The organism is Comamonas squillarum, assembly GCF_025309455.1.
Classification (GTDB): domain Bacteria; phylum Pseudomonadota; class Gammaproteobacteria; order Burkholderiales; family Burkholderiaceae_C; genus Comamonas; species Comamonas squillarum.
Genome location: NZ_CP104377.1, coordinates 89,271 through 115,268, shown reverse-complemented (window position 1 = coordinate 115,268; position 25,998 = coordinate 89,271). Strand labels below are relative to the sequence as shown.

General features: G+C 64.3%; 22 protein-coding genes and 1 tRNA gene. 12 read left to right on the top strand and 11 right to left on the bottom strand.

The window, feature by feature from the left end; all coding sequences use genetic code 11:
• Positions 1–128: 128 nt before the first annotated feature.
• The 3 genes from N4T19_RS00525 to N4T19_RS00515 all read right to left on the bottom strand — a co-directional run bounded on the left by N4T19_RS00525 (position 129) and on the right by N4T19_RS00515 (position 3,501).
• A tRNA-Val gene (locus N4T19_RS00525) sits at positions 129–205 on the bottom strand.
• Between the two features lie 83 nt (positions 206–288).
• Positions 289–2,529 carry a RelA/SpoT family protein gene (locus N4T19_RS00520; RefSeq protein WP_409935141.1) on the bottom strand — a complete coding sequence of 747 codons (2,241 nt, stop codon included), beginning with the start codon at positions 2,527–2,529 and terminating at the stop codon, positions 289–291.
• A gap of 36 nt (positions 2,530–2,565) precedes the next feature.
• Positions 2,566–3,501 carry an alpha/beta fold hydrolase gene (locus N4T19_RS00515; RefSeq protein ID WP_243419261.1) on the bottom strand — a complete coding sequence of 312 codons (936 nt, stop codon included), beginning with the start codon at positions 3,499–3,501 and terminating at the stop codon, positions 2,566–2,568.
• Positions 3,502–3,614: 113 nt separating this feature from the next.
• Here N4T19_RS00515 and N4T19_RS00510 point away from each other — a divergent pair, with 113 nt between their 5' ends.
• From N4T19_RS00510 to N4T19_RS00495, 4 genes are all read left to right on the top strand, one after another.
• Complete coding sequence (locus N4T19_RS00510; RefSeq protein WP_260719168.1) at positions 3,615–4,403, top strand: 3-hydroxybutyrate dehydrogenase; 789 nt, start codon at positions 3,615–3,617, stop codon at positions 4,401–4,403.
• Positions 4,404–4,744: 341 nt separating this feature from the next.
• A complete protein-coding gene (gene ompR / locus N4T19_RS00505; protein ID WP_021027409.1) occupies positions 4,745–5,476 on the top strand; it encodes an osmolarity response regulator transcription factor OmpR in 732 nt (243 codons plus the stop codon).
• 161 nt (positions 5,477–5,637) lie between these two features.
• On the top strand, positions 5,638–7,155 hold the full coding sequence (locus tag N4T19_RS00500; protein WP_116924990.1) for a sensor histidine kinase: 1,518 nt from the start codon (positions 5,638–5,640) through the stop codon (positions 7,153–7,155).
• 91 nt (positions 7,156–7,246) lie between these two features.
• Entirely contained in the window at positions 7,247–7,642 is a 396-nt protein-coding gene (locus N4T19_RS00495) for a GFA family protein (RefSeq protein ID WP_116924989.1), read from the top strand.
• 69 nt (positions 7,643–7,711) lie between these two features.
• Here N4T19_RS00495 and ispF read toward each other — a convergent pair whose 3' ends face one another.
• Both ispF and N4T19_RS00485 read right to left on the bottom strand, forming a co-directional pair.
• A complete protein-coding gene (gene ispF, locus N4T19_RS00490; RefSeq protein ID WP_116925242.1) occupies positions 7,712–8,197 on the bottom strand; it encodes a 2-C-methyl-D-erythritol 2,4-cyclodiphosphate synthase in 486 nt (161 codons plus the stop codon).
• A gap of 106 nt (positions 8,198–8,303) precedes the next feature.
• Positions 8,304–9,068, bottom strand: coding sequence for an IspD/TarI family cytidylyltransferase (locus N4T19_RS00485; protein WP_260720335.1), 765 nt, complete (start codon positions 9,066–9,068; stop codon positions 8,304–8,306).
• A 302-nt stretch (positions 9,069–9,370) separates the two neighbouring features.
• Here N4T19_RS00485 and mfd point away from each other — a divergent pair, with 302 nt between their 5' ends.
• From mfd to N4T19_RS00465, 4 genes are all read left to right on the top strand, one after another.
• The gene (gene mfd, locus N4T19_RS00480; protein WP_182345295.1) at positions 9,371–12,856 is read left to right on the top strand and encodes a transcription-repair coupling factor; all 3,486 of its coding nucleotides are present in this window, start codon (positions 9,371–9,373) and stop codon (positions 12,854–12,856) included.
• A gap of 63 nt (positions 12,857–12,919) precedes the next feature.
• On the top strand, positions 12,920–13,633 hold the full coding sequence (gene serB / locus N4T19_RS00475; protein ID WP_182345294.1) for a phosphoserine phosphatase SerB: 714 nt from the start codon (positions 12,920–12,922) through the stop codon (positions 13,631–13,633).
• 185 nt (positions 13,634–13,818) lie between these two features.
• Complete coding sequence (gene argE / locus N4T19_RS00470; protein ID WP_116924986.1) at positions 13,819–14,970, top strand: acetylornithine deacetylase; 1,152 nt, start codon at positions 13,819–13,821, stop codon at positions 14,968–14,970.
• A 127-nt stretch (positions 14,971–15,097) separates the two neighbouring features.
• Positions 15,098–15,880 (top strand): SOS response-associated peptidase, encoded by a 783-nt coding sequence (locus N4T19_RS00465; RefSeq protein WP_260719167.1) that lies wholly within the window; start codon positions 15,098–15,100, stop codon positions 15,878–15,880.
• Positions 15,881–15,898: 18 nt separating this feature from the next.
• Here N4T19_RS00465 and N4T19_RS00460 read toward each other — a convergent pair whose 3' ends face one another.
• The 4 genes from N4T19_RS00460 to N4T19_RS00445 form a co-directional block, all read right to left on the bottom strand.
• Complete coding sequence (locus N4T19_RS00460) at positions 15,899–16,846, bottom strand: IS481 family transposase (RefSeq protein ID WP_182341089.1); 948 nt, start codon at positions 16,844–16,846, stop codon at positions 15,899–15,901.
• 98 nt (positions 16,847–16,944) lie between these two features.
• A complete protein-coding gene (xerD, locus tag N4T19_RS00455) occupies positions 16,945–17,907 on the bottom strand; it encodes a site-specific tyrosine recombinase XerD (RefSeq protein ID WP_260719166.1) in 963 nt (320 codons plus the stop codon).
• Between the two features lie 67 nt (positions 17,908–17,974).
• Positions 17,975–18,955 carry a tripartite tricarboxylate transporter substrate binding protein BugE gene (locus tag N4T19_RS00450; protein WP_027011016.1) on the bottom strand — a complete coding sequence of 327 codons (981 nt, stop codon included), beginning with the start codon at positions 18,953–18,955 and terminating at the stop codon, positions 17,975–17,977.
• Between the two features lie 217 nt (positions 18,956–19,172).
• Positions 19,173–20,138, bottom strand: coding sequence for a tripartite tricarboxylate transporter substrate binding protein BugE (locus N4T19_RS00445; RefSeq protein ID WP_182328201.1), 966 nt, complete (start codon positions 20,136–20,138; stop codon positions 19,173–19,175).
• Between the two features lie 223 nt (positions 20,139–20,361).
• Here N4T19_RS00445 and N4T19_RS00440 point away from each other — a divergent pair, with 223 nt between their 5' ends.
• Entirely contained in the window at positions 20,362–21,291 is a 930-nt protein-coding gene (locus N4T19_RS00440) for an AEC family transporter (RefSeq protein WP_116924984.1), read from the top strand.
• Positions 21,292–21,331: 40 nt separating this feature from the next.
• Positions 21,332–22,006 (top strand): DUF459 domain-containing protein, encoded by a 675-nt coding sequence (locus N4T19_RS00435; protein ID WP_260719165.1) that lies wholly within the window; start codon positions 21,332–21,334, stop codon positions 22,004–22,006.
• A gap of 9 nt (positions 22,007–22,015) precedes the next feature.
• On the opposite strand, the gene queG is transcribed toward N4T19_RS00435, so the two are convergent.
• Positions 22,016–23,089 (bottom strand): tRNA epoxyqueuosine(34) reductase QueG, encoded by a 1,074-nt coding sequence (gene queG, locus N4T19_RS00430; protein ID WP_260720334.1) that lies wholly within the window; start codon positions 23,087–23,089, stop codon positions 22,016–22,018.
• Positions 23,090–23,173: 84 nt separating this feature from the next.
• On the opposite strand from queG, the gene tsaE reads away from it, so the two are divergent.
• Entirely contained in the window at positions 23,174–23,665 is a 492-nt protein-coding gene (tsaE, locus tag N4T19_RS00425; protein ID WP_260719164.1) for a tRNA (adenosine(37)-N6)-threonylcarbamoyltransferase complex ATPase subunit type 1 TsaE, read from the top strand.
• An 89-nt stretch (positions 23,666–23,754) separates the two neighbouring features.
• Positions 23,755–25,263 carry an N-acetylmuramoyl-L-alanine amidase gene (locus N4T19_RS00420; RefSeq protein WP_260720333.1) on the top strand — a complete coding sequence of 503 codons (1,509 nt, stop codon included), beginning with the start codon at positions 23,755–23,757 and terminating at the stop codon, positions 25,261–25,263.
• A 72-nt stretch (positions 25,264–25,335) separates the two neighbouring features.
• Here N4T19_RS00420 and N4T19_RS00415 read toward each other — a convergent pair whose 3' ends face one another.
• Entirely contained in the window at positions 25,336–25,980 is a 645-nt protein-coding gene (locus N4T19_RS00415; protein ID WP_116925236.1) for a VTT domain-containing protein, read from the bottom strand.
• Positions 25,981–25,998 lie beyond the last annotated feature (18 nt).

Sequence of the window (25,998 nt, the reverse complement as noted above, 5' to 3'; positions counted from 1 at the left end):
CCTCTGCAAAAAGAGGCCAGGAATGAAAAAACCGCCCAGAAGGCGGTTTGTTCAAAATAGAAACCTTGGAGAGGTTTCATACCAAATCCCTGTTATCCTGAAGTCTGGTTCTCTTCAGAGGGAAAATTTGGTAGGCGCGATTGGACTCGAACCAACGACCCCCACCATGTCAAGGTGGTGCTCTAACCAGCTGAGCTACGCGCCTGTCGTTGAAGACTCAAATTATAGCCAGAAAAAACGGCCCAAATGGAAAGTTGAGGCTTTTTTTGAAAATAGTGCTTTTCGGCCCTATTTGCGGCGCACCGAGCGCACGCCCGATACCGTCGCCACAGAGGCCAGCACCTTGGCCAGCTTGCCCGAGTCCGACACCTCTACAGTGAACGTCATCCAGGCAGTGCCTTTGACAGACTGGGTCTGCACACCGATCACATTGGTCTTGTCACGCGCGAACAGCTCAGAGATGTCACGCAGCAGGCCCTGGCGGTCGTGGGCCTCCACGGCCACATCGACGGGGTAGACCGCTTCGGTCGAGCGCTGGCCATGGGTGGGCAGGCCCCACTCCACATCAATGCTGCGCTCGGGATTGCGGGCGCACATCTCGCGGAAGTTGCTGCAGTCGTGGCGGTGCACGCTCACGCCCTTGCCCCGCGTCACAAAGCCCCCGATGCGATCGGGCGGTGCGGGCTTGCAGCATTTGGCCAGTTGGGTCATCAGCGAATCAACGCCCACCACCAGCACGCCGCCCTTGCCCGAGCCCTCGGTGGCCTTGCGCGGGCGGCTCAGCACCATTTCATCATCGGCCTGCAGGGGCTCCGGGGGGCGCAGGATGTTCTCAATGGTGCGCAGCGACAACTCGTCCTTGCCCACCACCTCAAACAGTGCCTCTGCGGTCTTGAAGCCCAGCTGGTCGGCCAGGTCATCGTGCTTGAGCGCCGTCTTGCCTTCGCGCTGCAGGAGTTTCTCGACCAGTTCGCGGCCCCGGCTCACCGTCTCGTGCATGACCTGGGCATTGAACCAGGCGCGCACCTTGGCCTTGGCGCGCGAGCTGACCAGGTAGCCCAGCTCGGCATTGAGCCAGTCGCGCGATGGCCGCCCTTCCTTGACGGAGACGACCTCCACCGTCTGCCCGTTTTGCAGCGGTGTGTTGAGTGGCACCATCTGCCCATCGACCTTGGCACCCCGGCAGCGGTGGCCCAGATCGGTGTGCACCGAATAGGCAAAGTCCACCGGTGTAGCGCCCTGGGGCAGCTCAATGACGGCGGCATTGGGCGTCAGCACATAGATATGGTCGTCAAACAGGCCACTGTCCTGGGTCTGGCCGACCATGTCCTTGCGCCAGGCCAGCAGCTGGCGCAGCACCGCAATCTTGGCGTCGTAATCACTGGTGGCAGATACGCCGGCATAGCCCTTGGTGCCCGCTTCCTTGTAGGCCCAGTGGGCGGCCACACCGTTTTCGGCATGGTCGTGCATGGCCTGGGTGCGGATCTGAATCTCGATGGCCTTGCCGTGCTCGTCCCGCACCACCGTGTGCAGCGACTGGTAGCCATTGGGTTTGGGCCGGGCGATGTAGTCGTCAAACTCCGACTCCACCGGGCTGAAGGCCTCGTGCACGAAGGACAAGGCGGCATAGCAGTCCTTGACCGTGGGCACCACCACGCGCAGCGCACGGATATCGAAGAGCTGGTCAAAGCCCAGCGACTTGCCGCGCATCTTCTTGATGATGCTGTAGATATGCTTGGGGCGGCCAGCGACTGTCGCGCTGATGCTGTGCGCGCGCAGGTCGGATTCGAGCCGCTCGCGCAGGCCCACCATATAGAGCTCACGCTCGACCCGGGTCTCATCGAGCAGCTTGGCGATCTTCTTATAGGTATCGGGCTCCAGAAAGCGGAAAGCCAGGTCCTCGAGCTCCCACTTGATCTGCCAGATACCCAAGCGGTTGGCCAGCGGCGCAAAAACCTGCAGGCTCTCGCGCGCCACCGCGGGCGACACGGGCCCCTTGGTGGCCGCATACCAGCGCAAGGTTTGCAGGCGTGATGTGAGGCGCAGCATCACCACGCGCAAGTCGCGCGAGAACGCCAGCAGCATCTTGCGGATGTTCTCGGTCTGCGTAGCCGGGTCATCGACCAAGTGGCCGGCATCGGCCTGGCGCGCTTGCGCCTGCACCTTCATCAGCGCCACGGTCTCCACCGCCAGCACCGCATAGCTCTCGCCAAAGGCTTTGCCGATGACTTCGCGCGGCTTGTTCAGCTGCTCACTGGTGTGTACCAGATAGGCAGCCGCCTGCATCGCTTCGGAGCCACCAATGTGCTTGAGGATGGAAGCGACGGCATCAGCGTGCTGCAGTGCGTTCTCGCCCGTATCCAGGGTCTCCTCGGCGATCAGCGGTACGGAAAAAGCGCGCGCCCGGGCCAGCACGTTGTCTTGCATCGGCAAGGCATTGGCAGTGGCAGCCACCAGCGGGGAGACGGGCTCCGGGGGAAGATATTCCGCGCCTGGCGCGGGCTGAGCGACTGCCGTAAGACTTTTCATGTTGTCACCACCATCACACCCCCTCCGGGGCGTGCGCTACGCACCGCATAAAAAAGCCAGCACGGCAGCCGTTTGATCAAAAGATACCAAGGTGGGCGCATGGCCGACACCGGGGAACTCCACCACCCGCGCCTTGGGGCCGCGTTCCGCCATAGATTGGGCCGTTTTCGCAGAAAGCAAGTCTGAATCTGCACCCCGCAGCACCAAGGTCACAGCCTCGATCTGGTCGTAGAGGCGCCACAGCAGTTGCTCGCCGGCGGCAGCCATCTCTGGGGTCATCGCCTGCATGGGCTGCGCAATGGCGGGGTCGTAATGCAGGCGCACACTGCCGCCAGCTTCGGGCCGCAGCATCGGGCGCGACAGCGCCAGCCATTCCTCATCGCTGTGCGGGCCAAAACCCTTGGAGAGCTGGCCCATGGACGCAACCGCCTCTTGCTCGGAGCCATACAGCATGTGCTGGCCCACATAGCTGCCAATACGTGCCAGCGCAGAGGCCTCGATGGTCGGCCCCACATCATTGAGCACCAGGCGGCGGATGGGTGCGGGCATCAGGGGCCGGATGCTGGGCTCGCCGGCCAGGCCAATGCCGATGAGGCCACCCATGCTGGTGCCCACCCAATCGAGCTTGCCAATGGGCGCTGCGCCGTGCACCTGCTGGAGCAAGGCCAGCATGTCGGCCACATACAAGGGGACCTGGTAGCCGGCCGGGTCTTCCAGCCAATCGCTGTAGCCGCGGCCCACCACATCCGGGCAGATCACCCGCGCCTGCAGCGACAGCTGCCGCGCCAGCACATCAAAATCACGTCCTTGCCGGGTCAGGCCATGGGCGCAGACGATCACATGCGGGTGATGCAGATCGCCCGTATCGTTCCACTCCCAATAGGCCATCCGGTGCGTGGCACCCTGGCGACCCGTGTCCGTATTCCCCGCCACCGCACAGGTGACATACTGCAAGCGTGGATCTTGGTACATGGCCCCTCTTATATAGAAGAACGCAGCGCTACCGGGCGAACCGTGGCTGGGGTTTGCCTTAGGATGGATGCATGCGTTTGCATGAATACTAACCGAGTAACTGGAGATATTGGATGTTGAAAGCAAAAACAGCGCTCGTCACCGGATCGACGAGCGGTATCGGATTGGGGATTGCCAAGGCGCTGGCGCGCCAGGGCGCCAACATCATCTTGAATGGCTTTGGCGACGCAGAAGGGCCCATCAAGGAAGTGCAGGACGTGATCACCAGCAGCGGCTCCGGCGCTCGGGTGGGCTACCACGGCGCCGACATGAGCAAGGCTGCCGACATCGAGGCCATGTTTGCCTATGCAACGCAGACCTTTGGCCGGGTGGACATCCTGGTCAACAACGCCGGCATCCAGCATGTATCCAACGTACAGGACTTTCCGGTCGAGCGCTGGGATGCCATCATCGCCATCAACCTCACCAGCGCCTTCCACACCAGCCGGCTGGCCTTGCCGCCCATGCAAAAGTCGGGCTGGGGCCGCATCATCAATATCGCCTCGGTCCATGGCCTGGTCGGCTCGGCCGGCAAATCCGCCTATGTCGCCGCCAAGCACGGCATTGTGGGCCTCACCAAGGTGACCGCGCTGGAGAACGCCGCCAGCGGCATCACCTGCAACGCCATCTGCCCGGGCTGGGTGCTCACGCCCCTGGTCCAAAAGCAGGTCGATGCCAAAGCTGCCCAAATGGGTGTCAGCAATGAAGAGGCCAAAAAGCTGCTGCTGGGCGAGAAGGAGCCCTCGATGCAGTTCACCACGCCCGAAGAGCTGGGCGAGCTGGCCGTGTTCTTCTGCTCACCGGCCGCCAACAATGTGCGCGGCGTGGCCTGGAACATGGATGGCGGCTGGGTAGCGCAATAAAGTGCAATAAGGCGCAATATGGCGCAATGACCTCCAGCCTGGGCCGCCAGCCCAGCGACACCCAGGCGCGAAAGCGCCTTTTTTCACGCCCATGATCGCCAATGCATTAAACGCATAGATATGAAACATATCCAGGAAAGGGCGATCCAGCATCCTTAAAAGAGGCAATCTCAGCAAAAAATGCAGGAAAAAGTCGATTTTTGGCGTAAGAACCGTCCTCCCATACTGCATATGTAACGCAAACTTTGTAACCATGGGTCAAAAAAGCGGTTCGAGTTGCGCATTTTTCGCAAAAACCGGTCAAAATGTAAAAGTTACATATCAACCGGAGGATTCCACCCATGGTTACAGCAACCAATCGCGTCGACAAAATCTTGGTCGTTGATGATGACGCACGAATTCGCGATCTGCTGCGCCGCTATCTGTCGCATGAAGGCTTTGAAGTCATGATTGCCGAGGATGGCAAGGGCCTGCAGCGCATCTTGCTGCGTGAGACCGTGGATCTGATCGTGCTCGATTTGATGATGCCCGGTGAAGACGGACTGTCCATCTGCCGCCGCCTGCGCGCCAGCAACGACCGCACCCCCATCATCATGCTGACCGCGAAGGGTGAGGACGTGGACCGCATCGTGGGTCTGGAAGTCGGCGCCGATGACTACATCGGCAAGCCCTTTAACCCGCGCGAACTGCTGGCCCGTATCCACGCCGTGCTGCGCCGCCGCCCACCGCAAGAAGCGCCGGGCGCGCCATCGGGCGAGAACGAGGTGGTCAACTTCGGCCCCTTCACCTTTGACATGAGCACCCGCGTGCTGACCAAGGACGGCGAAGAGCTTCCCCTGACCACTGGCGAATTCGCGATGCTCAAGACCCTGGTGCGCCACCCACGCCAGCCGCTGTCGCGTGAAAAGCTGGCCCTGCTCGCGCGCGGCCGCGAGTTCGAGCCCTTCGACCGCAGTCTGGACGTGCAGGTTTCACGCCTGCGCAAGCTCGTCGAGGTCGACCCGGCAGCTCCTCGCTATATCCAGACCGTCTGGGGCGTGGGCTATGTGTTCGTACCCGATGGCGCCAACTGATTGTTGAGCCTGGCGCCCCAAAAACCGCCCCAGCTTGGCTGCGGGGCGGTTTTTTTATACCCCCACTGCCGGGCACAGCATGGTGTCCCGCCCGCTTTACAGCGAGAATGTACAGGCACTTCCGGCCTTTATTGACCCGACTTTTCTACACGCACACGGCCATGGCTCCCACCCCTGTTAACGACGCCGACCAATCCGGTCTGGCCCCTCTGGATGGCAGCGCCGCAGCGGCCGCGCACAGCAACAAGCGCACCCGCGTCGGCCTCAATCTTTTTTGGCGCACTTTCTTTTTGCTCGCCATCTTGCTGACCGGCAGCATCCTGGCCTGGGTGCAGACCCTGCGCTCGCTCGAGACCGAACCCCGCGCCATCCAGACGGCCCAGCAGATCGCCTCGCTGGTCAACCTCAGCCGTGCGGCGCTGATGCACTCCGATGCCATCGCCCGCGTCTCCCTCGTCAAGACCATGGCCGACCAGGAAGGCGTGCGCATTGTGCCGCGTGAGCCCAAGGATGTGTACGAGTCCATCGACAACTCCACCCCGCTGGGCGCGCGCCTGACGCAGGAAGTGACCAAACGCCTGGGCCCCAGCACCATCGTGGCCAGCAGCGTCAATGGCGAAGAAGGCCTGTGGGTGGGCTTCACTATCGATGGTGACCAGAACTGGTTCCTGATCGAGCCCTCGCGCTTCAACCCGGCTGGCGGCAAGACCTGGCTGGTGTGGGTGCTGACGGCCGCAGCGCTGTCGCTCGCTGGTGCAGCGGTGATCGCAGGCCTTATCAACCGGCCACTCAAGCAGCTGTCCAGCGCCACCAACCGGCTGCGCGAAGGCGACTTTGCCGCGCAGCTCGACGAAGATGCCGTCACCAGCGAAATCCGTGAAGTGAACATCGGCTTCAACCGCATGAGCGAGCGCCTGTCCAAGCTCGAGCAAGACCGCGCGGTCATGCTGGCCGGCATCTCGCACGACTTGCGCACGCCGCTGGCCCGCCTGCGGCTGGAGACCGAGATGAGCGTGTTCGACCAGGTCGCGCGCGAGCACATGGTGGCCGACATCGTGCAGCTCGATGCCACCATCGACAAGTTCCTCGATTACGCCCGCCCCGACCATGCCGCCAAGCTCGCGCCGGTCAATGTTTACGGCGTCGTGTCCTCCTGCGTCTACGCCGTGCAGGACCACCAGGAGCTGCAGGTGCACATGAAGGTGCCCGAAGAGCTGATGGTCAATGCCGATGAGATCGAGCTCTCGCGCGTGCTGTCCAACGTGCTGGAAAACGCCCGCCGCTATGGCAAGACGCCAGGCGCCTCGCACACCCGCGTGGACATCACCGTCAAGTTCAGCGAAAGCACCGTCACCATCCGCATGCGCGACCATGGCCCGGGCGTCTCCAAGGACCAGCTGAGCAGCCTGACCAAGCCGTTTTACCGGGGTGACACAGCCCGCACGGCAGCCGCTGGTGCGGGCCTGGGTCTGTCGATCGTCGAGAAAACCGTGCAGCGCATGGGCGGGCGCTTGAGCATGGTCAATGCCTCGGATGGCAGCACGGGCCTGGTCACCAGCATCTACCTGCGCCGCGCGCCCGACCAGGCCATCGGCAAGGAGCCCAAGCGCCGCCTGCTGCGCCCACAGATCAAGCGGCACCTGCCGGGAGCCCCTACCAACCTGGCCGATCTGCAGTAAGCCCCCTCGCCTGCCAGCGGCACGCGCCGCTGGCACAAAGCCACGTCTGTGCATAGAATGCAGGCACCCCGTTGCCCGCCTAGGAGTTGACATGCAAGCCCAGTGCCTTTGCGGTGCGGTCCATGTGACTGCCCCGACTGTCCAAGATGTCCATGTATGCCATTGCAGCATGTGCAGGCGCTGGGGCGAGGGCCCCGCCTTCACCTTGCATGGCGGCACCGAGGTGGAGTTGACGGGCCCCGTCACCCGCTATGCCTCCTCCCCCTGGGCCGAGCGCGCCTTTTGCAGCCATTGCGGCACGCATTTGTTCTACCGCCTGCTGGCCACCAACGAGCATTTTCTGTCGGCTGGCCTGTTCCAGGACGAGGACGGCATGCGGCTGGCCTCGCAGATCTTCATTGACGAAAAGCCTGCCTATTACGACCTGGCCAATGACACCCCCAAGCTCACTGGGGCGCAGGTGTTGGCGCAGTACGAAGAGACCTGAGCTGGTGCCTCACGGCACGTTGGATGACCGCCTCTCGCGGGCCGTCATCCTTTCTTGCCAGCGCTTGACTTAGGCCTGCTCGCCAGCCCGCACCAGCAGCACCACCGCACGGGCTTCCATCGCCGCACCCTGGCCTACCGGGCCCATCTTCTCGGCCGTTTTGGCCTTCACATTGACCTGGGTTTCATCAATGCCCAAGGTCTTGGCAATAGTGGCCCGCATCGCAGGAATATGCGGCGCCAGCTTGGGCGCCTGGGCAATGACGGTGCTATCCACGTTGTTGACCTGCCAGCCTTGGGCCGCCACACGGCGCATGGCCTCGGCCAGCAACACGGCCGAATCGGCACCCCGGAAAGCGGCATCGGTATCGGGAAAGTGCGATCCGATATCGCCCATGCCAGCGGCGCCCACCAAGGCATCGGTGATCGCATGCAGCAGCACATCGGCATCCGAATGGCCCAGCAGGCCCGTGGTATGCGGCACCTGGATGCCGCCCAAAATCAGGTCCCGGCCGGGCACCAGCGCATGAATATCCCAACCCTCACCAATGCGCATTTGCAGCATGTGTATCCCTTATCTCGTCCGTTTACATCCGTACCCCAACGCGAGCCACGACAGGCCCGCCTAAGGAGCCGAGGCTGTGCAGCGCGTCGCCGGGGATTCAATCAAAAAGTGCCGCCACCTGGCTGTCGCCGCTGGCCATGCGCTGCAGCAGCAAGGCCTCGGCCAGCGCAAAGTCATCGGGGAAGGTGACCTTGAAGTTAAAGCTGCTGCCCGGCACCAGCCGGGGCTGCAAGCCCAGCGCCTCGATGGCACTGGCTTCGTCGGTGACATCGTTGCAGCGCTCCAGCGCTTCGAGCAGCGTACCGATGCGGAACATCTGCGGCGTCTGCGCCAGCCACTTGTCCACCCGGGGCAAGGTGCTGCTGACGCGGCTTTGGCCATGGACATCGGTGGCAGCGGCCTTGAGTGTATCGGGCAATGGCAGTGCCAACAGGCCCCCCACCGTATCGGCCGCACATTCCTGCATCAGCTGCTCGATCTGGCCGGGCTTGATCAGGCAGCGCGCCGCATCATGCACCAGCACCCAGTCATGGGGCTGGGCCCCCAGGCCCGAATCACCCAGCAGGCTGCGCAGACCGCCAGCCACGGTATCGGCCCGGGTGGGGCCGCCGCAGGCGCTGATGGCAAAGCCCGGGCGCTGGTAGCGCTGCAAAAAATCATCGCCCGCGCTGACACCGACCAGCACACCCGAGAGCGGCTTGGCCGCCATGAAGGCGGCCAAGGTATGCAGCACCAGCGGCCAGCCCGCCACCTGTTGGTACTGCTTGGGCAGATGGGCGGGGCGCGCGGCATCCACCGCACGGGCGCCCACGCCGGCACATGGCAAAAAGGCCCAGAATTTGGCCACCACCTCCTGGCGCATCTCGCCCAGCGCCTGGGTCTGGGCGCCCGGGTCAGCCGGCAAGACGGCTGCTGGCACCGTCACCGGCGCAGCCACCTCGGGTGCAGCCCTGGGTACAGCAGGGATCAATTCGTTGCGGGTGGTCTGGTTCATGGGGGTATTTTAGAATGGAGCGGTTGCACGGTGCTGTCAGCCAGACCCGTGCTTTTGCTGTTTATTGAGCGCCCAGGGGCGCCCTTGTAGGGGGTGGCCTTGGCTGCACAGGCCCAGGCGCGGCATGCCGCCCCGGGCTGTCGTCCGTGTATGGACTGGTTCGGACCCCTATGGAACTCCCCAAACTCAACGCCGGAAAACGTTTTCAACTGCCCATGCCCCCGGGCAGCGCCGATGCCTTGCTGCTCGCGACCTTGGCCACCCACGAGGCCGCAGCGCAGCGCGTCACGGCCATCATCACCGCTGACGCAGGCGATGCCCACCGCTTGCAGGACGAGCTGGCGTTTTTTGCCCCCGAGCTGCGCATAGCCCTGTTCCCGGACTGGGAAACCCTGCCCTACGACACTTTCTCGCCGCACCAGGACCTGATCAGCGAGCGGCTCGCTGCGCTGTGGCGCATCAGCCAGGCCGAAGCCGATGTGGTGCTGATCCCGGCCACCACGGCGCTGTACCGCCTGGCACCGCCCTCCTTTTTGGCGGGCTACACCTTTGCGTTCCAGGCTGGGCAAAAGCTCGATGAGGCGCGCCTCAAGGCCCAGCTGACGCTGGCCGGCTACAACCATGTCTCCCAGGTGGTGAGCCACGGCGAGTACTCGGTGCGCGGCGGCCTGATCGATCTGTACCCGATGGGCTCGCTCGTGCCCTACCGGGTCGACCTGTTCGATGACGAGATCGACTCCATCCGCACCTTTGACCCCGACACCCAGCGCAGCCTCTACCCGGTCAAGGATGTGCGCTTGCTGCCCGGGCGCGAGTTCCCGATGGATGACGAGGCCCGCACGCGCTTTCGCAACAAGTGGCGCGAGATGCTCGAAGGCGACCCGACCAAGAGCCGCATCTACAAGGACATGGGCAACGGCGTGGCCACGGCCGGTATCGAGTACTACCTGCCGCTGTTCTTTGAGGAGACCGCGACCGTGTTTGATTACCTGGGCAGCCAGGCCACCTTGGTGCTGCATGGCGATATCGAGCCGGCCTTCCAGCGCTTTTGGCAGGACACACGCGACCGCTACCGCCTGGTGCAGGGTGACCCCGAGCGCCCGGTGCTACCGCCCGACAGCCTGTTCCTGAGCCCCGACCAGTTCTACGCCACCGCCAAGCAGATGGCCCAGCTGTCGCTGCGTCCGCAGTTGGAAGACGTGGAGCACAGCGCCATCTTCCAAAAGCTGGGCGACCTGGCTGTGGTGCGCGGCGCCGAGGACCCGCTCGCCAAGCTGCAGCAGCACATTGCCCAGCGCCAGGCCCGCACCTTGCTGCTGGCCGAGAGCGATGGCCGGCGCGAGAGCCTGCTCGACTTCTTCCGCGCCAGCGGCCTCAACCCGCCAGCCTTTGATTCGCTGGCCGAGTTCCAGCAGACCACGGATGAGCCCGTCGGCATTGCCACAGCGGCGCTCGCCAAGGGCTTTCGCTGGGCCGAGCAAGGCATTGACTTTGTCACCGAGACCGAGCTGTTTGCTGCCACCGGCGGCGCCCGCCGCAAGCGCCGCCAGGAGCAGGCCAGCGATGTCGAGGCGCTGATCAAGGACCTGTCCGAGCTCAAGGTGGGCGACCCGGTCGTCCATGCCCAGCACGGCATCGGCCGCTACCATGGCCTCATCAACATGGATGTGGGCCAGAAGAACCCCGATGGCACACCGGCGCTGCAGGAGTTCCTGCACCTGGAATATGCCGACAAGGCCGTGCTCTATGTGCCAGTCAGCCAGCTCGCGCAGATCAGCCGCTACACCGGCGTGTCGGCCGAAGAGGCCCCCTTGCACAAGCTGGGCAGCGGCCAGTGGGAAAAGGCCCGCCGCAAGGCCGCCGAGCAGGTGCGCGACACCGCCGCCGAGCTGCTCAACATCTATGCCCGCCGCGCCGCCCGCGAAGGCCATGCCTTCCGCTACAGCCCGCAGGACTACGAGCAGTTCGCCAACGACTTCGGCTTTGAGGAAACCGCCGACCAGCGCGCCGCCATCCATGCGGTGATCCAGGACATGATCTCGCCCCAGCCGATGGACCGTCTGGTTTGCGGCGATGTGGGCTTTGGCAAGACCGAGGTCGCCTTGCGCGCGGCCTTTGTGGCCGTCACCGGGGGCAAGCAGGTGGCCCTGCTCGCGCCCACCACCTTGCTGGCAGAGCAGCACTACCAGACCCTGGCCGACCGCTTCTCCAAGTGGCCGATCAAGGTGGCGCTGGTGTCGCGCTTTCGCTCGGGCAAGGAAGTGAACACCACGATCAAGGGGCTCGATGACGGCACCGTCGACATCGTTGTCGGCACGCACAAGCTGCTGTCCGAAAAAACCCAGTTCAAGAACCTGGGCCTGCTGATCATCGATGAAGAGCACCGCTTTGGCGTGCGCCACAAAGAGGCGATGAAGGCCATGCGGGCCGAGGTCGATGTGCTCACGCTGACGGCCACCCCGATTCCGCGCACCATGGGCATGGCGCTCGATGGCCTGCGCGATCTGTCAGTGATCGCCACCGCGCCGCAGCGCCGCCTGGCGATCAAGACCTTTGTGCGCAGCGAAGGCACCGGTGTGATCCGCGAAGCCGTGCTGCGTGAGTTGAAGCGCGGCGGCCAGTGCTACTTTTTGCACAACGAGGTCGAGACCATCGAGAACCGCCGCCAGAAGCTCGAAGAGATCCTGCCCGAGGCCCGCATCGCCGTGGCCCACGGCCAGATGCCCGAGCGTGAGCTCGAGCGCGTGATGCGCGACTTTGTGGCCCAGCGCTACAACATCCTGCTGTGCTCGACCATCATCGAGACCGGCATCGACGTGCCCAGCGCCAACACCATCATCATCAGCCGCGCCGACAAGTTTGGCCTGGCGCAGCTGCACCAGCTGCGCGGCCGGGTGGGCCGCAGCTACCACCAGGCCTATGCCTATCTGATGGTGCCGGACTTGGACGGCCTGACCAAGCAGGCTGCGCAGCGCCTCGAAGCCATCCAGCAGATGGAAGAGCTGGGCAGCGGTTTTTACCTGGCCATGCATGACCTGGAGATCCGGGGCGCGGGCGAGGTGCTGGGCGACAACCAGAGCGGCAACATGATGGAGATCGGCTACCAGCTCTACAACGAGATGCTGTCCGAGGCCGTGCGCAGCTTGAAGGAAGGCAAGGAGCCCGACCTGCTCAGCCCCCTGTCTGCTGCCACCGACATCAACCTGCATGCCCCGGCGCTGCTGCCCAACGACTACTGCGGCGATGTACACCTGCGCCTGTCGTTCTACAAAAAGCTGGCGACTGCCAAGACCAGCGAGCAGATCGACCACCTGCTCGAAGAGATCGTGGACCGCTTTGGCAAGCTGCCATCGCAGGCCCAGACCTTGGTGGATGTACACCGCCTGCGCGTGCTCTGCGAGCCCTTTGGCGTGCAAAAGGTCGATGCCGCGCCCGGTGTGATCAACATTACCTTCCACCCCAACCCGCCGATCGAGCCGATGACCATCATCGGCCTGATCCAGAAGAACAAGGCCATCAAGCTGGCGGGCAACGACAAGCTGCGCATCGAGCGCGCGCTGCCCGAGGTCAAGGACCGCGTGCAGATGGTGCGCGATGTGGTGCGCAGCCTGGGCAAGCCCGTTTCGGCCGCTCCGACCGCTGTGGCCACGGCCTGAGCGGCCTTTGCCCATCCCGCAGCCCGTTTATCATTCCCCTACCCTCACCCCTCAAAAGCTCCCATGAGTGCCTCTACCGAATTCGCCCCTGGCCTGACGATCCAGAACCTGGCCACGCCGCAAAAGCTGTCCGACTACAAGCTGATCGCGTTCGACATGGACTCGACCCTGATCACCATCGAGTGCATCGACGAGATCGCCGACATCACCGGCAAGAAGGCCGAGGTGGCGGCGATCACCGAAGCGGCGATGCGCGGCGAGATCACCGACTACAAGGACAGCCTGCGCCAGCGCATGGCCCTGCTCCAGGGTGTGCCCATGGCCGCGATCGAGCGCGTGCTGCAAGAGCGCCTGACCCTGACCCCCGGCGCCAAGACCCTGGTAGATGCGGCGCATGCGGCCGGCCTCAAGGTGCTGCTGGTCTCGGGCGGCTTCACCTTTTTTGCCGACCATGTCAAAAGCCTGCTGGGCATCGACTTTGTGCGCGCCAACCAGTTCGAGGTCAAGGACGGCCAGCTGACCGGCGGCCTCATCGACCAGAGCTGGGGCGATATCTGCGACGGTGAAGAAAAGCGCAGCACCGTGCTGGGCCTGGCGTCGCTGATGGGCATCACGCCCGAGCAGGTGATTGCCGTGGGCGATGGCAGCAACGACCTGCCGATGATGCGGGCCGTGGGCCTGTCGGTCGCCTTCCACGCCAAGCCGCGCGTGCGCGCCGAAGCCAAGGTGGCGATCAACACCGGCGGGCTCGATCGCCTGCTGGAAGTGCTGGGCTGATAGCCCCGGCCGATCCGGCCGCACAACAACGGGAGCCATGTGCTCCCGTTTTCCGTTCTGTCCCAGCCGCTGGGCCATCTCATCTAAAACCCCAACACCCAACCCCAGCTTAGGCAGCGCGCCCTGCCGCCAGGGCCCAAGCACCCTACACTCAGTCACTTGCATGTAACACCAAGTGAAGCGCTATGAACACCCGCTCCTGGCTGGAAAAGCTGGTCGCATTCGACACCACCAGCCGCAACTCCAACCTCGCCCTGATCGAAACCGTGCGTGACGCACTGGCCCTCCAGGGTCTGAAGGCTGAGCTGATCCACTCACCCGAAGGCGACAAGGCCAACCTGTTTGCCACCCTGCCTGCCGATGACGGCAGCACCCAGGGCGGCATCGTGCTGTCGGGCCACACCGATGTGGTGCCGGTCGACGGCCAGAACTGGGACAGCGATCCCTTCAGCCTGACCGAAAAGGAAGGCCGGCTCTACGGCCGTGGCAGCGCCGACATGAAGGGCTTTATCGCCGCATCGGTCGCGCTGGTGCCCGAGTTCCTCGCCATGCCGCGCAAAAAGCCCATCCACCTGGCGCTGTCGTATGACGAGGAAGTGGGCTGTGCAGGCGCCCCGGTGATGCTGCGCGCCTTGAAGGCACGCGGTCAGCAGGCCGATGGCTGCGTGGTGGGCGAGCCCACCAGCATGCAGGTGGTGGTCGCGCACAAGGGCATCAACCTGTACCGCTGCAAGGTGCATGGCAAGGCAGCGCATTCGTCGCTGACCCCCAAGGGCTGCAATGCCATCGAGTACGCCGCACGCCTGATCTGCCATATCCGCGATGTGGCCGACCAGTTCAAGGCCAACGGCCCCTATGACGAGTTCTATGACGTGCCGTTCACGACCATGACCACCAACCAGATCTCGGGCGGCATCGCCGTAAACACCATCCCCGAGCTGTGCGAGTTCAACTACGAGTTCCGCAACCTGCCGGGCATGACGGCCGAGAGCATCCAGGCCAAGGTGCAAAGCTATGTGACCGGCGAGCTGCTGCCGCGCATGCGCCGCGAGTTTGCCGATGCCCGCATCGACATCGAAACCGGCCCCGCCGCCCCCGCGCTGGAAGCGAGCGAGCAAGCGGCCATCACCGCGCTGGTGCGTGCGCTGACCGCCGACCAGGCCACGCGCAAGGTGGCCTATGGCACCGAGGCAGGCCTGTTCCAGAACCTGGGCATCCCCACCGTCGTCTGCGGCCCCGGCAATATCGAGCAGGCGCACAAGCCCAACGAGTTTGTCGAGATCAGCCAGCTCGAGGCCTGCGAGCGCTTCCTGCGCAAGCTGGGCCAGTCGCTCTGATTTAAAATACGCACTGCGGCCGCAAGGCTTGCCACCGAGCCCACCCTGCCCCAGGGGGGGCTTTTTATCTTCTGCCAGAAACCGGCGCCAGCGAATGCTGCTGCAGCCTTCACGTACCATTGCGCCCATGAGCACCCAATACGAAGCCCTCAAAGCCCCCGAGCTGTACCTCAGCGCCTTCCAGGTAGAGCCCCCTGCAGAGATGGGCGAGCGCAAGATGACGCCGCGCCGGCCCGGCTTCTTTATCACCACCAGCCTGACAGGCGCCACCGATGCCGAGAACGCCGCGCGCAAGGCAGCGCTGGCCGAGCAGGCCGCTGCAGAGGCTGCCGCTGGGGGCACCAACGCGGAGCCCGCACCTGCTGCAGCCGCGCCTGACACACCCCGCCTGCTGGTGCCCGCGCAATGGGGCCTGGTGCCGCACTGGGTCAAATCGGCCTCCGATGGCCAGCTGCGCGCCACCAAGCTGGTGAATGTCAAATCCGACAACGCCTCCACCAGCACCGCCTTTCGCGATGCCTGGCTGAACAACCAGCGCTGCATCGTGCCGATGATGGCCTTTGTCACCGACGACTACCGCACCGGCAAGGCCAAGCCCACGCGCATTGCCCGCGTTGACGGCCTGCCGATGGGTGTCGCCGGCATCTGGTCCCGCTGGACAGACGACGACGGCACCGAGCTGCTCAGCTACGCGATCATTACCGTCAACGCCAATGCCCATGCGCTGATGAACCGCTACCAGCAGCCCGGCAACGACAAGACCATGCCCGCCATCCTCAACGAAGGCGCCTATGACGCCTGGTTGCGTTCATCGGCCTACAAGGCCAAAGAATTTCTGCGCGCCTACCCCGCGCAAAAGCTGCTGGCCAACCCGGTGGAGAAGGGCCGCAAGAATCTGCTGGGCATCTGATTGCCGCTGCCCGCCGCGCTAGCTGTGAACTGTCAAGAGGTTGTTTGCAGATTTGAGCCTGGCCATCGGGGTAATTCGACCAATGCCGCTGTGAGGCCTGTGCCAGTTGTAGTAATGCTGCCAGCGATGTAAGGCTTGTGTTCGCTCAGCTGAATTCTGGTATGTCCAACCATAGGCCCACTCGCGCAGCGCCGATTGGATGAATCGCTCGGCCTTGCCGTTGGTCTGTGGCCGGTACGGCCTGGTGAACTTGTGCTGCACGCCCAAGGCGTTGCAGGCCGCAGCGAACTCCCTTGAGCGAAATGCCGCACCGTTGTCCGTCAGCAGGCGTTTGATGCTCACTCCAAGCCCCGCGTAGTACGCCACGGCGTTGCGCAGAAAGGCGACGGCTTGCGGCGTTTTCTCGTCCGGATGCATAGCGGTAAAGGCAATGCGTGCGTGGTCGTCAATGGCCACGAACAGTGTCTCCCATCCCGCACCATCGACCGAATCGCGCCGATTGCCTGTGACGCGGTGGCTGGGCCGAACGATGCGCCCGAGCTTCTTGGTATCGATGTGCAGCATGTCTCCAGGCGCATCGTGCTCATAGCGAACCACGGGCTCGGACGGCTGCAGATCGCTGAGTCGAGACAGGCCCGCACGGGCCAATACCCGGCTCACGGTGGACGCCGAGACGCCTGCGTAGCTGGCAATGCGCGACTGCAGCATGCGGCGTTTGCGTAGCTCAACAATGAGTAAGGCCTTGGACTCGCAGATGGCTTTGGGAGAGCAAATGGGCCTGGAGGAAGCATCGGCCAGGGCTGCTTCGCCGCCCCAGAGGTAGCGGCCCAGCCACTTGCGAGCGGTCTGTGCGGTGACGCCTTGAAGGGCTCCGGCCTGAGAGGCATCCAGGCCTTGCAAGGTCATCTGTTTGACCATCTCCAGTCTCCGGGCAAAGGTAAGTCGGGCATGCTTATGAGTGTTCATCCGGTTGGCTGTCCTGAGTGGGTTGGGTGTTTGGCGACTTCCAGTCTCTCAAATCCAACCCGGATGAACACCGGATACAACCTATTGAACCTTCACAGCTAGCCACGCGGATGGTGCTGGCTGTGCAGCACCTTGAGGCGCTCGCGCGCCACATGGGTGTAGATGGTGGTGGTGGAGAGATCGGCATGGCCCAGCAGCAGCTGCACCACGCGCAGATCGGCGCCATGGTTGAGCAGGTGCGTGGCAAAGGCATGGCGCAAGGTATGCGGGGACAGCGGCGCAGTGATGCCAGCGCGCTGCGCATATTTTTTGACGATCATCCAGAACGCAACCCGCGTCATGCCGCTGCCGCGCTGGGTGACAAACAGGTCCGCGCTTTGCCGCCCCGCCAGAATGGCGGGCCGGCTCTCGGCCAGGTACTGCTCCAGCCACTGCTGGGCCACCTGGCCAAAGGGCACCAGCCGCTCCTTGCTGCCTTTGCCCACCACGCGCACGATGCCGTCGGCCAGGCTGAGCTGCACGCTTTGCAGCTCTACCAGCTCCGACACGCGCAGGCCGCTGGCATACATCAGCTCCAGCATCGCGCGGTCGCGCAGGCCAAGCGGGTTGCCGGCGTCGGGCGCTTCGAGCAGGGCCTCCACCATGGCCGAGGTCATCGTCTTGGGCACGCGCAGCGGCTGGCGCGCTGCCAGCATGCGCAACGTGGGATCGGCGCTGATCAGCGACTCGCGCAGCGCCCAGTGGAAAAAGCGCCGCAGCACTGTGAGGCGCCGGTTGGCCGTGCTGGCCTTGTCGCCCATGCGCGTGGCAAAAAAGGCCTGCAGCTGGGCCTCATCGCTGCGCTCAAGCGGCTGGCCGGGGTGCTCCTGGGCGAGCCACTGGCCGTACAGCGCCAGGTCGCGCCGGTAGGCCGCCAAGGTGTTGCGCGCCAGGCCGTCTTCGAGCCACACCGCATCGATAAAGCGGTCAATCACCGGGTGCGCCGCAGCAGTGCGGGCCGGGTCGGCGGCAGGGGCTGAAGGGGCTATCGGGGGTTTTGCAGATCGTGGAGCGCTTGCCATGCCCGGCATCATGGCATGAAAAAAGCCGCCGGCTTGCGCGGGCGGCTTGGGACTTTATGAGTCGGGATCAGTCCAGCTTCAGGTCCTGCTTCTTGACCACGTCCTTGTAGACGTCGAACTCGGCCTTGATCTGCTCGGCGAACTGCTCGGGCGTGTTGCCCACCACCAGCGAGCCGGTGTCTTCGATGCGCTTCTTCACCGCAGGGTCGGCCAGCACCTTCTTGGTGGCGGCATTGATGCGGTCCACCACATCCTTGGACACGCCCTTGGGCGCGAGGATGCCGTAGAAAGCCATGCGGTTCACCGGCTCCAGGCCCACTTCCTTGAAGGTCGGCACATTGGGCAGCACCGCCAGGCGCTCGGGCGCGGCCACGACGATAGGCACCAGACGGTTGTCCTTCACAAAAGGCAGGGTCGAGGGCAGGTTGTCCAGGATCATGTTGACCTGGCCGGCCACCGTGTCGTTGAGTGCCGGGCCCGCACCGCGGTAGGCGATGTGGGTCATCTGGATGCCGGTCAGGCTCTTGTACAGCTCCATCAGCATGTGCTGAATGCCGCCGGTGCCGGACGACGAGTAGGCGTACTTGTTGGGGTTCTTCTTGAGCTCGGCCTCGAACTCCTTGTAGTCCTTGGCTGGGAACTTCGGGTTCACCGCAATGATGTTGGGCGTGGCCGCCACATTGATGATGGGGGTGAAGTCCTTGATCGGGTCGTAGGAAATCTTGGGGTTGATCGCCGGGTTGGTGGCCACCGTAGAGACGGTCGCAATGCCCAGGGTGTAACCGTCGGCCGCTGCGCGCACCGTCTCCACCGCACCGATGGTGCCGCCCGCACCACCCTTGTTGTCCACCACCACGGGCTGGCCCAGCTCCTTGCCCAGGGGGTCAGCGATCACGCGCGCAATGATATCGGTGGTGCCGCCAGCTGCAAAAGGAACGATCAGGCGAATGGGCTTGTTAGGGTATTTTGTATCGGCCAGAGCGCCAGTGCTCAAGGTGGCTGCGGCAGCAGCGATCAAGGTCAGGCCCACGAGAGAGCGACGTTGCATGATGAATCTCCTCATTTGAAATGGTGTGGCCGTCGTTCGCGTGCCGGTGGATGACCCGCATGGCGCACGGCCACGTAATGCTTTTTCAGCACAGCGCGTTTATACCGGATTAATACGTCCGCAACCGTGCTGCAACCGCACAAAAAGCGCGTGATTTCCCTAGGATTTCCCTAGAAAAGGGCACGCGCTTTGAGGCAGAACAGACGAGGGACGGGGATCAGTCCAGCTGGATGCCCTGCTTGTCCACCACCGCCTTGTAGGCCGCGTATTCGTCCTTCATCTGCTGGGCAAACACCTCAGGCGTTGTGCCCAGAATGTCCGAGCCGGTCTCTGCGATGCGCTTTTGCACGTTCGGGTCTTCCAGCGCCTTTTTGGTGGCCGCGTTGACTTTGTCAACTATCTCCTTGGGCAGGTTCTTGGGGCCGACGATGCCGTAATAGGCACTGCGGTTGACCACGGGAACGCCCACTTCGGTGAACGTGGGGATGGACTCCAGCCCGGCCACGCGCTTGGGGGCGGCGACCACGATGGCGCGCAGGCGCTTGTCGCGGATAAAGGGGTAGGCCGAGGGCAGGTTGTCAAAAATCATGTTGACCTGGCCGGCGACCGTGTCGTTCAGCGCCGGGCCGCCGCCCCGGTAGGGAATGTGCACCACATTCACGCCGGTTTCGGACTTGAGCATTTCCATCAGCAAATGGGCAATGCTGCCGGTGCCGGGCGTTGCATACGAGTACTTGCCGGGGTTCTTCTTGAGCTCGGCAATGAACTCCTGGTAGTTGGTGGCCGGAAAGCTCGGGTGCACCGCAATCACATTGGGCGTCGCCGCCACATTGATGATGGGTGTGAAATCGCGCTGCACGTTGTAGGGCATCTTGGGGTTGACGGCCGGGTTGGTGGCTGTCGTCGACACCGTCGCGATGCTCAGGGTGTAGCCATCGGGCTGGGCACGCGCGGCTTCGGCCGCGCCCACGGTGCCGCCGCCACCGCTCTTGTTGTCCACCACCACCGGCTGGCCGAGGGCCTTGGACAGCGGCTCCGAGATCACGCGCGCCACGATGTCGGTGGTGCCGCCTGCGGCAAACGGCACGATCAGGCGGATGGGCTTGTTGGGATAGGGATCAGCGGCCAGGGCAGCGCTGCTGCCCAGCGCCAGTGCCATGGCCAGGCACAGTCGGCGGTTCATCATGGTGGAGGTCTCCTCGGGATCTGGGGCGCTGGCTGGGGCCAGCTTGGACGTAGCTCCCATGCTAGCGGTGTTGCCTGGCGGTTCTGCCCCAAAGCGCGCCGCGGATGGCCCGTGTTTTCCCGCATCGGGGAGGCGGATAGCGCAATTGGCAACTGCTTTGGCAGGGCTTGCACCCACACGGTGGCGACAGGGCACGGGCAGGGGCCAGCGCCCTTCCGCTATGCTTGCGCCGGTGAACTACGCCCAACTGCTTTTCCCTGATTTCTCGCTGATCCTGATCGGCTACCTGGTCTGCCGCTACACGGCGCTGAACCGGGCCATCTGGCAGCCGGTGGAAAGCCTGGTGTACTACTTCCTCTTTCCCACCTTGCTGTTCTATTCGATCATCAGAAGCCCGATCGACTGGCACGGCACCTCCAACCTGATGCTGGCCGGCGTGGCCACGGGCCTCGTCGCGGTGGCCCTGACCTACACCCTGCCGCGCTGGCCCTGGCTGGGCCGGCGGGTGGACAGCCGCGACGCCGCTGCCAGCGCGCAGATCGCGTTTCGCTTCAACTCCTTTATCGGCCTGGCGCTGGCCGACCGGCTCGCCGGCCCCCAAGGCCTGCAGCTGATCTCGGTGCTGATTGGCGTCTGCGTGCCCATGTTCAATATTGCTGCCGTCTACCCGATGGCCAAGGGCTCGCAAAATGGCTTTATGCGCGAGCTGCTGCGCAACCCGCTGATCGTCGCCACGCTCACGGCCCTCATCTGCAACCTGCTGGGGCTGCGCCTGCCCGCCATCGTCGAGCCCACCGTCGCCCGCATCGGCCAGGCCTCCATCGTGCTGGGCCTGATGTCGGCGGGCGCCGGCATGCAGCTGGGACTGCTGGCGCGCGGCAAATTGCTCAGCGGCGCAGTGCTGGCCATCCGCCACTTTGTCACGCCGCTGATTGCGCTGTGCATGGCCCACTGGCTGGCGCTGTCGGCCCAGCAGGCCGCCATTTTGCTGATCTTCTCGGCCTTGCCGACCGCATCGACCTGCTATGTGCTGGCCGCCCGCATGGGCTACAACGGCGCCTATGTCGCGGGGCTGGTGACCTTGTCCACCATCTGCGGCGTGGCCAGTCTGCCGTTTGCACTCAGCCTGCTGGGCTGGTGGCCGGTTTAACAACGCGGCCTGCCAAGGCCATCGGTTAAGCTCGGCGGCTATGGAGAAAACCATTGATTCCGCACGCCGCCATAGCCTCCAGCGCCTGGCGCTCATCCCCTTTCTGGGCCTGGCCGCAGCCGGGCTGGCCGCCTGCAGCAAAAAGGTGCCACTCGCCGCTGCGCTGCCCGCTGGCGCCACGGTGCTCGCATTGGGCGATTCGCTGACCCAGGGCGTCGGCGCCAGCGCCGCGCAGTCCTACCCGCAGTTGCTGGCCGAGCGCACCGGCTGGAACGTCATCAATGCCGGCATCTCCGGCGAAACCAGCAGCCAGATTGCGCAGCGCCTGCCGCAGCTGTTGGAGACCCACCAACCGGCCCTGGTGATTGTTTGCGCCGGCGGCAATGACTGGCTGCGCCGCCAAAGCGCGCAAGCGGCCCAGGCACAGATCGCCAGCATGCTGCAGCAATGCAAGGCCCAGCACATTGCCGTGTTGCTGGTGGCGGTGCCCGAGTTCAGCATGAGCGCCGCGTTGACCGGCCGCATCCAGGACCACCCGATCTACGAGGCGCTGGCCAAGGAGGAGCAGGTGCCCTTGCTCGCCAACGCCTGGAGCGAGGTGCTGGCCAATGACGCGATGCGCGCCGACCAGGTGCATGCCAATGCGGCGGGCTATGCGCGCTTTACCGAACTGCTGGTCGCGCAACTCAAGGCCTCGGGCTTTCTCAGCGCCTGAGAACCTGTTCTAAGCGCCGATCGCAGCGCCATCAGGCGCTGTGCGCTGGCCCAGCCCCCAGGCCACATGCTCGCGCACCATGGCGCTGTCGTGGCCCGCGCGGCTGTGCAGCGCCTGCGCATAGCGCGCCTCGCCCGTCTGGCGCCAGGCATTGCCCAGCGCAACGGCAATATTGCGCAGCCAGCGCGCATGGCCGATGCGGCGTATGGGGCTGCCCTCGGTGATGCGCAAGAACGTCGCCTCGTCCCATGCAAACAGATGGGGCAGCTGCTGGTCCATCAGCGCGCCGCGCGCATCAAAATCGGGCAGCGCCGCACGCTGGGCAAACTTGTTCCAGGGGCAGGCGAGCTGGCAGTCATCGCAGCCGTAGATGCGGTTGCCCATGGGGGCGCGAAATTCTTCCGGAATGGCGCCATCGAGCTCGATCGTCAGGTAGGAGATACAGCGCCGCGCATCGACCGATTGCGGCGCCACGATCGCCGCCGTCGGGCAGACATCGATGCAGGCCGTGCACTGGCCGCAATGCGCAGTCACCGGCGCAGTCGCCGGCAAGGCGATATTGACAAAGATCTCACCGAGAAAAAACATCGAGCCGGCATCGCGGCTCAGCACCAGCGTGTGCTTGCCGCGCCAGCCCTGGCCGCTGCGGCTGGCCAGTTCGGCCTCCAGCACGGGGGCCGAATCGGTGAACGCGCGGTGCGCCAGGTTGTGTTCGCCAAGCGCTGCATCGATGCGCTCGGCCAGCTTTTGCAGCCGGTTGCGCAGCACCTTGTGGTAGTCACGGCCCCGGGCGTAGACGCTCACCAGCCCCTCGCCAGGCCTGGCATGGCGCTCCCACTCCAGCCGCTGCCAGTCGGCAGGGATGTTTTGCGGCAGATAATCCATGCGTGCTGTAATCACGCTGAGCGTGCCGGGCACCAGCTCGGCCGGCCGGGCGCGCTTGAGGCCATGGGCCTGCATGTAATGCATCTCGCCATGGAAACCTTTTTCCAGCCACTGCATCAATCCAGTTTCCGCCGTCGACAAATCCACGCCTGCCACGCCGATTTGGGAAAATCCCAGCTCCAGCGCCCAGTCGTTGATCTGTTGAATGAAAGTGGGATCAGCGGCGTCCATGTGCTGCCATTGTAAAAAACCTGAGGGCCCGCGCGGCCCGGGAACGACATTTTGAACGCTACTGCCAGCCCCTCCTACCCCGCGCTCCACTGTGTCTGGAAAGACGAGCGCGATACGGAAGCCTTTGCCGCGCGCCTGGCCGCGCAGGCAGCGCTGTCGAATGTTTACCTAACTTTGCATGGCGATCTGGGCGCGGGCAAAACCACCTTGGTGCGCCACCTGCTGCGTGCGCTGGGCGTGCAGGGCCGCATCAAAAGCCCCACCTATGCGGTGGTCGAGCCCCATGAAGGGCGCGACTTCCCCATCTGGCACTTTGACTTCTACCGTTTCGACGATCCGCGCGAATGGGAAGACGCCGGCTTCCGGGATATTTTTGCCAGCCCCGGCCTGAAAGTGGCAGAATGGCCGCAGAAGGCTGCAGCGGTAACACCCATTGCCGATGTAGCTATCAGTATTGAAGCAATCAACGAATCAGAACGCCAGGTGCATCTGCAGGCCTTCACCCCGGCAGGTGCCGCCATCGTCCAAGGGTTTTCAGCGTGAGCGACACCCCGCAATATCTCCCAGCCTCTGCCCCTTTCACCACCGCTGACGGCGCGCCCGCCAGCCACCACGGTCTCTCGCGCCGCGATCTGCTGCGCGGCGGCAGCCTGGTGCTGCTGCTGGGCAGCAGCCACCTGGCCTTTGGCGCCAGCATCGTTGCAGTTCGCCTCTGGCCCTCCAAGGACTACACCCGCGTCACGATCGAGTCCGACACGCCGCTCAAGACCGAGCAGCGCTTTGTGCCCGAGCCGCCGCGCCTGGCGGTCGATATCGAAGGGATCGATCTCAACCCCGCGCTGCGCGAGCTGGTGGCCAAGGTCCGCTCGGACGACCCCAATATCGCCGGCATCCGCGTGGGCCAGAACTCGCCCAATGTCGTGCGCCTGGTGATCGACCTCAAGCAGGAAGCCAAGCCCCAGGTGTTTACGTTGAAGCCGGTCGCCCCCTACCAGCACCGCCTGGTGCTGGACCTGTACCCGGCCAAGCCCAGCGATCCGCTCGAGAGCCTGATCACCGAGCGCATGATGGAAAACAGCCATAGCGCCGTGGCCGCAGCGCCGGCCCCTGTGCCCCCGCCGGCTGCCGGCAGCAGCCTGCCGCCGTCGGTAGCTGCTGCGATTGCCGGCGACCCGCCCGCGCCCGCTGCACTGGGAACCGTGGTGGCCGCCACCCCTCCATCGCCAGCAGCCGCTGCCCAGGCTGCCGACCCGCTGGCCGAGCTGATTGCCAAGAGTGGCAACCGCCCGGTGGCACCCCCGGTTGCACCGGTCGCGCCGCCGCCCACCGTCGTGGCTGCAGCACCTCCTCCGCCCCCGCCGCCGCCACCTCCTCCACCGCCCGCACGCGGCCGCCCGGCATCGCGCACCGACCGCCTCATCATCGTCGCGCTCGACCCTGGCCATGGCGGTGAAGACCCTGGCGCCACCGGCCCCAGCGGTATCCGCGAAAAAGACATTGTGCTCAAGATCGGCCATATGCTGCGCGAGCGCATCAACAACAGCAGCGTGGGCGGCAACCCGATGCGCGCGTTCATGACACGCGATGCCGACTTCTTTGTGCCACTCAACACCCGGGTCGAAAAAGCCCGCCGTGTGCAAGCCGACCTGTTCATCAGCATCCATGCCGATGCGTTCACCAAGCCATCGGCCAACGGCGCCAGCGTGTTTGCGCTGAGCGAGCGCGGCGCGACCAGCTCGGCCGCGCGCTGGCTGGCCAACAAGGAGAACCAGGCCGACATGGTGGGTGGCCTGAACGTGGCCGGCGTCGGCAGCAGCGATGCCCATGTGCAGCGCGCGCTCCTGGACATGAGCACCACCGCGCAGATCAATGACAGCCTCAAGCTCGGCACCCATGTGCTGGGCCAGTTGGGCCAGTTCGCCCGCCTGCACAAGCCCCGCGTGGAGCAGGCCGGTTTTGCCGTGTTGAAGGCGCCCGACATCCCCAGCGTGCTGGTCGAGACCGCCTTCATCAGCAACCCCGAAGAAGAGGCCAAGCTGCGCACCACCGCCTACCAAAACCAGCTGGCCGATGCCATCATGCGCGGCATCCAGGCTTACTTTGCGAAGAACCCGCCGCTGGCGCGCAACCGCACGGTATAAGCTTCGATCCACCTTTGCAGCCACAAAAAAGGGACCGCCTCGGCGGTCCCTTGCTCATCGTGCAGTCGCTGCTCAGACGGCGCCAGCGGCCTTCTCGTTCCTGCCGGCGCGCCAGGCGCCAAAGATGGCCAGCAGGCCAGGCACGAGGATCAGGCCCCAGATGATCTTCTCCAGGTTGGCCTTGACCCAGGGCAGGTTGCCAAAGAAGTAGCCCGCCGCGCAGATGCCAAATACCCAGATGGCCGCGCCAATCAGGTTGTAGGCAATGAACTTGGCACGGTTCATGTTGGCAACGCCCGCGACAAAGGGCGCAAAGGTACGCACAAATGGCATGAAGCGCGCCAGGATGATGGTGATGCCGCCATAGCGCTCGTAGAACGCATGGGCCTTGTCAAAGGCCTTGCGGTTGAACCAGCGCGAGTTCTCCCACTTGAACACCTTGGGCCCCAAATGGTGGCCGATCTGGTAATTGCATTGGTCGCCGAGGAAGGCCGCCGCAAACAGCAAGCCGGTAGCCAGCGGAAAACTCATCAGCCCCGCGCCGCACATGGCGCCGACGATGAACAGCAGCGAATCGCCGGGCAAGAAGGGCATCACCACGACACCGGTCTCGACAAAGACGATCAGAAACAGCAGCGCATAGACCCACATGCCGTAGGTCGTTACAAAAGCTTCCAGGTACTTGTCGACATGCAAGATGAAGTCAATCAAATGCATGCCTGCATCGATGAACCA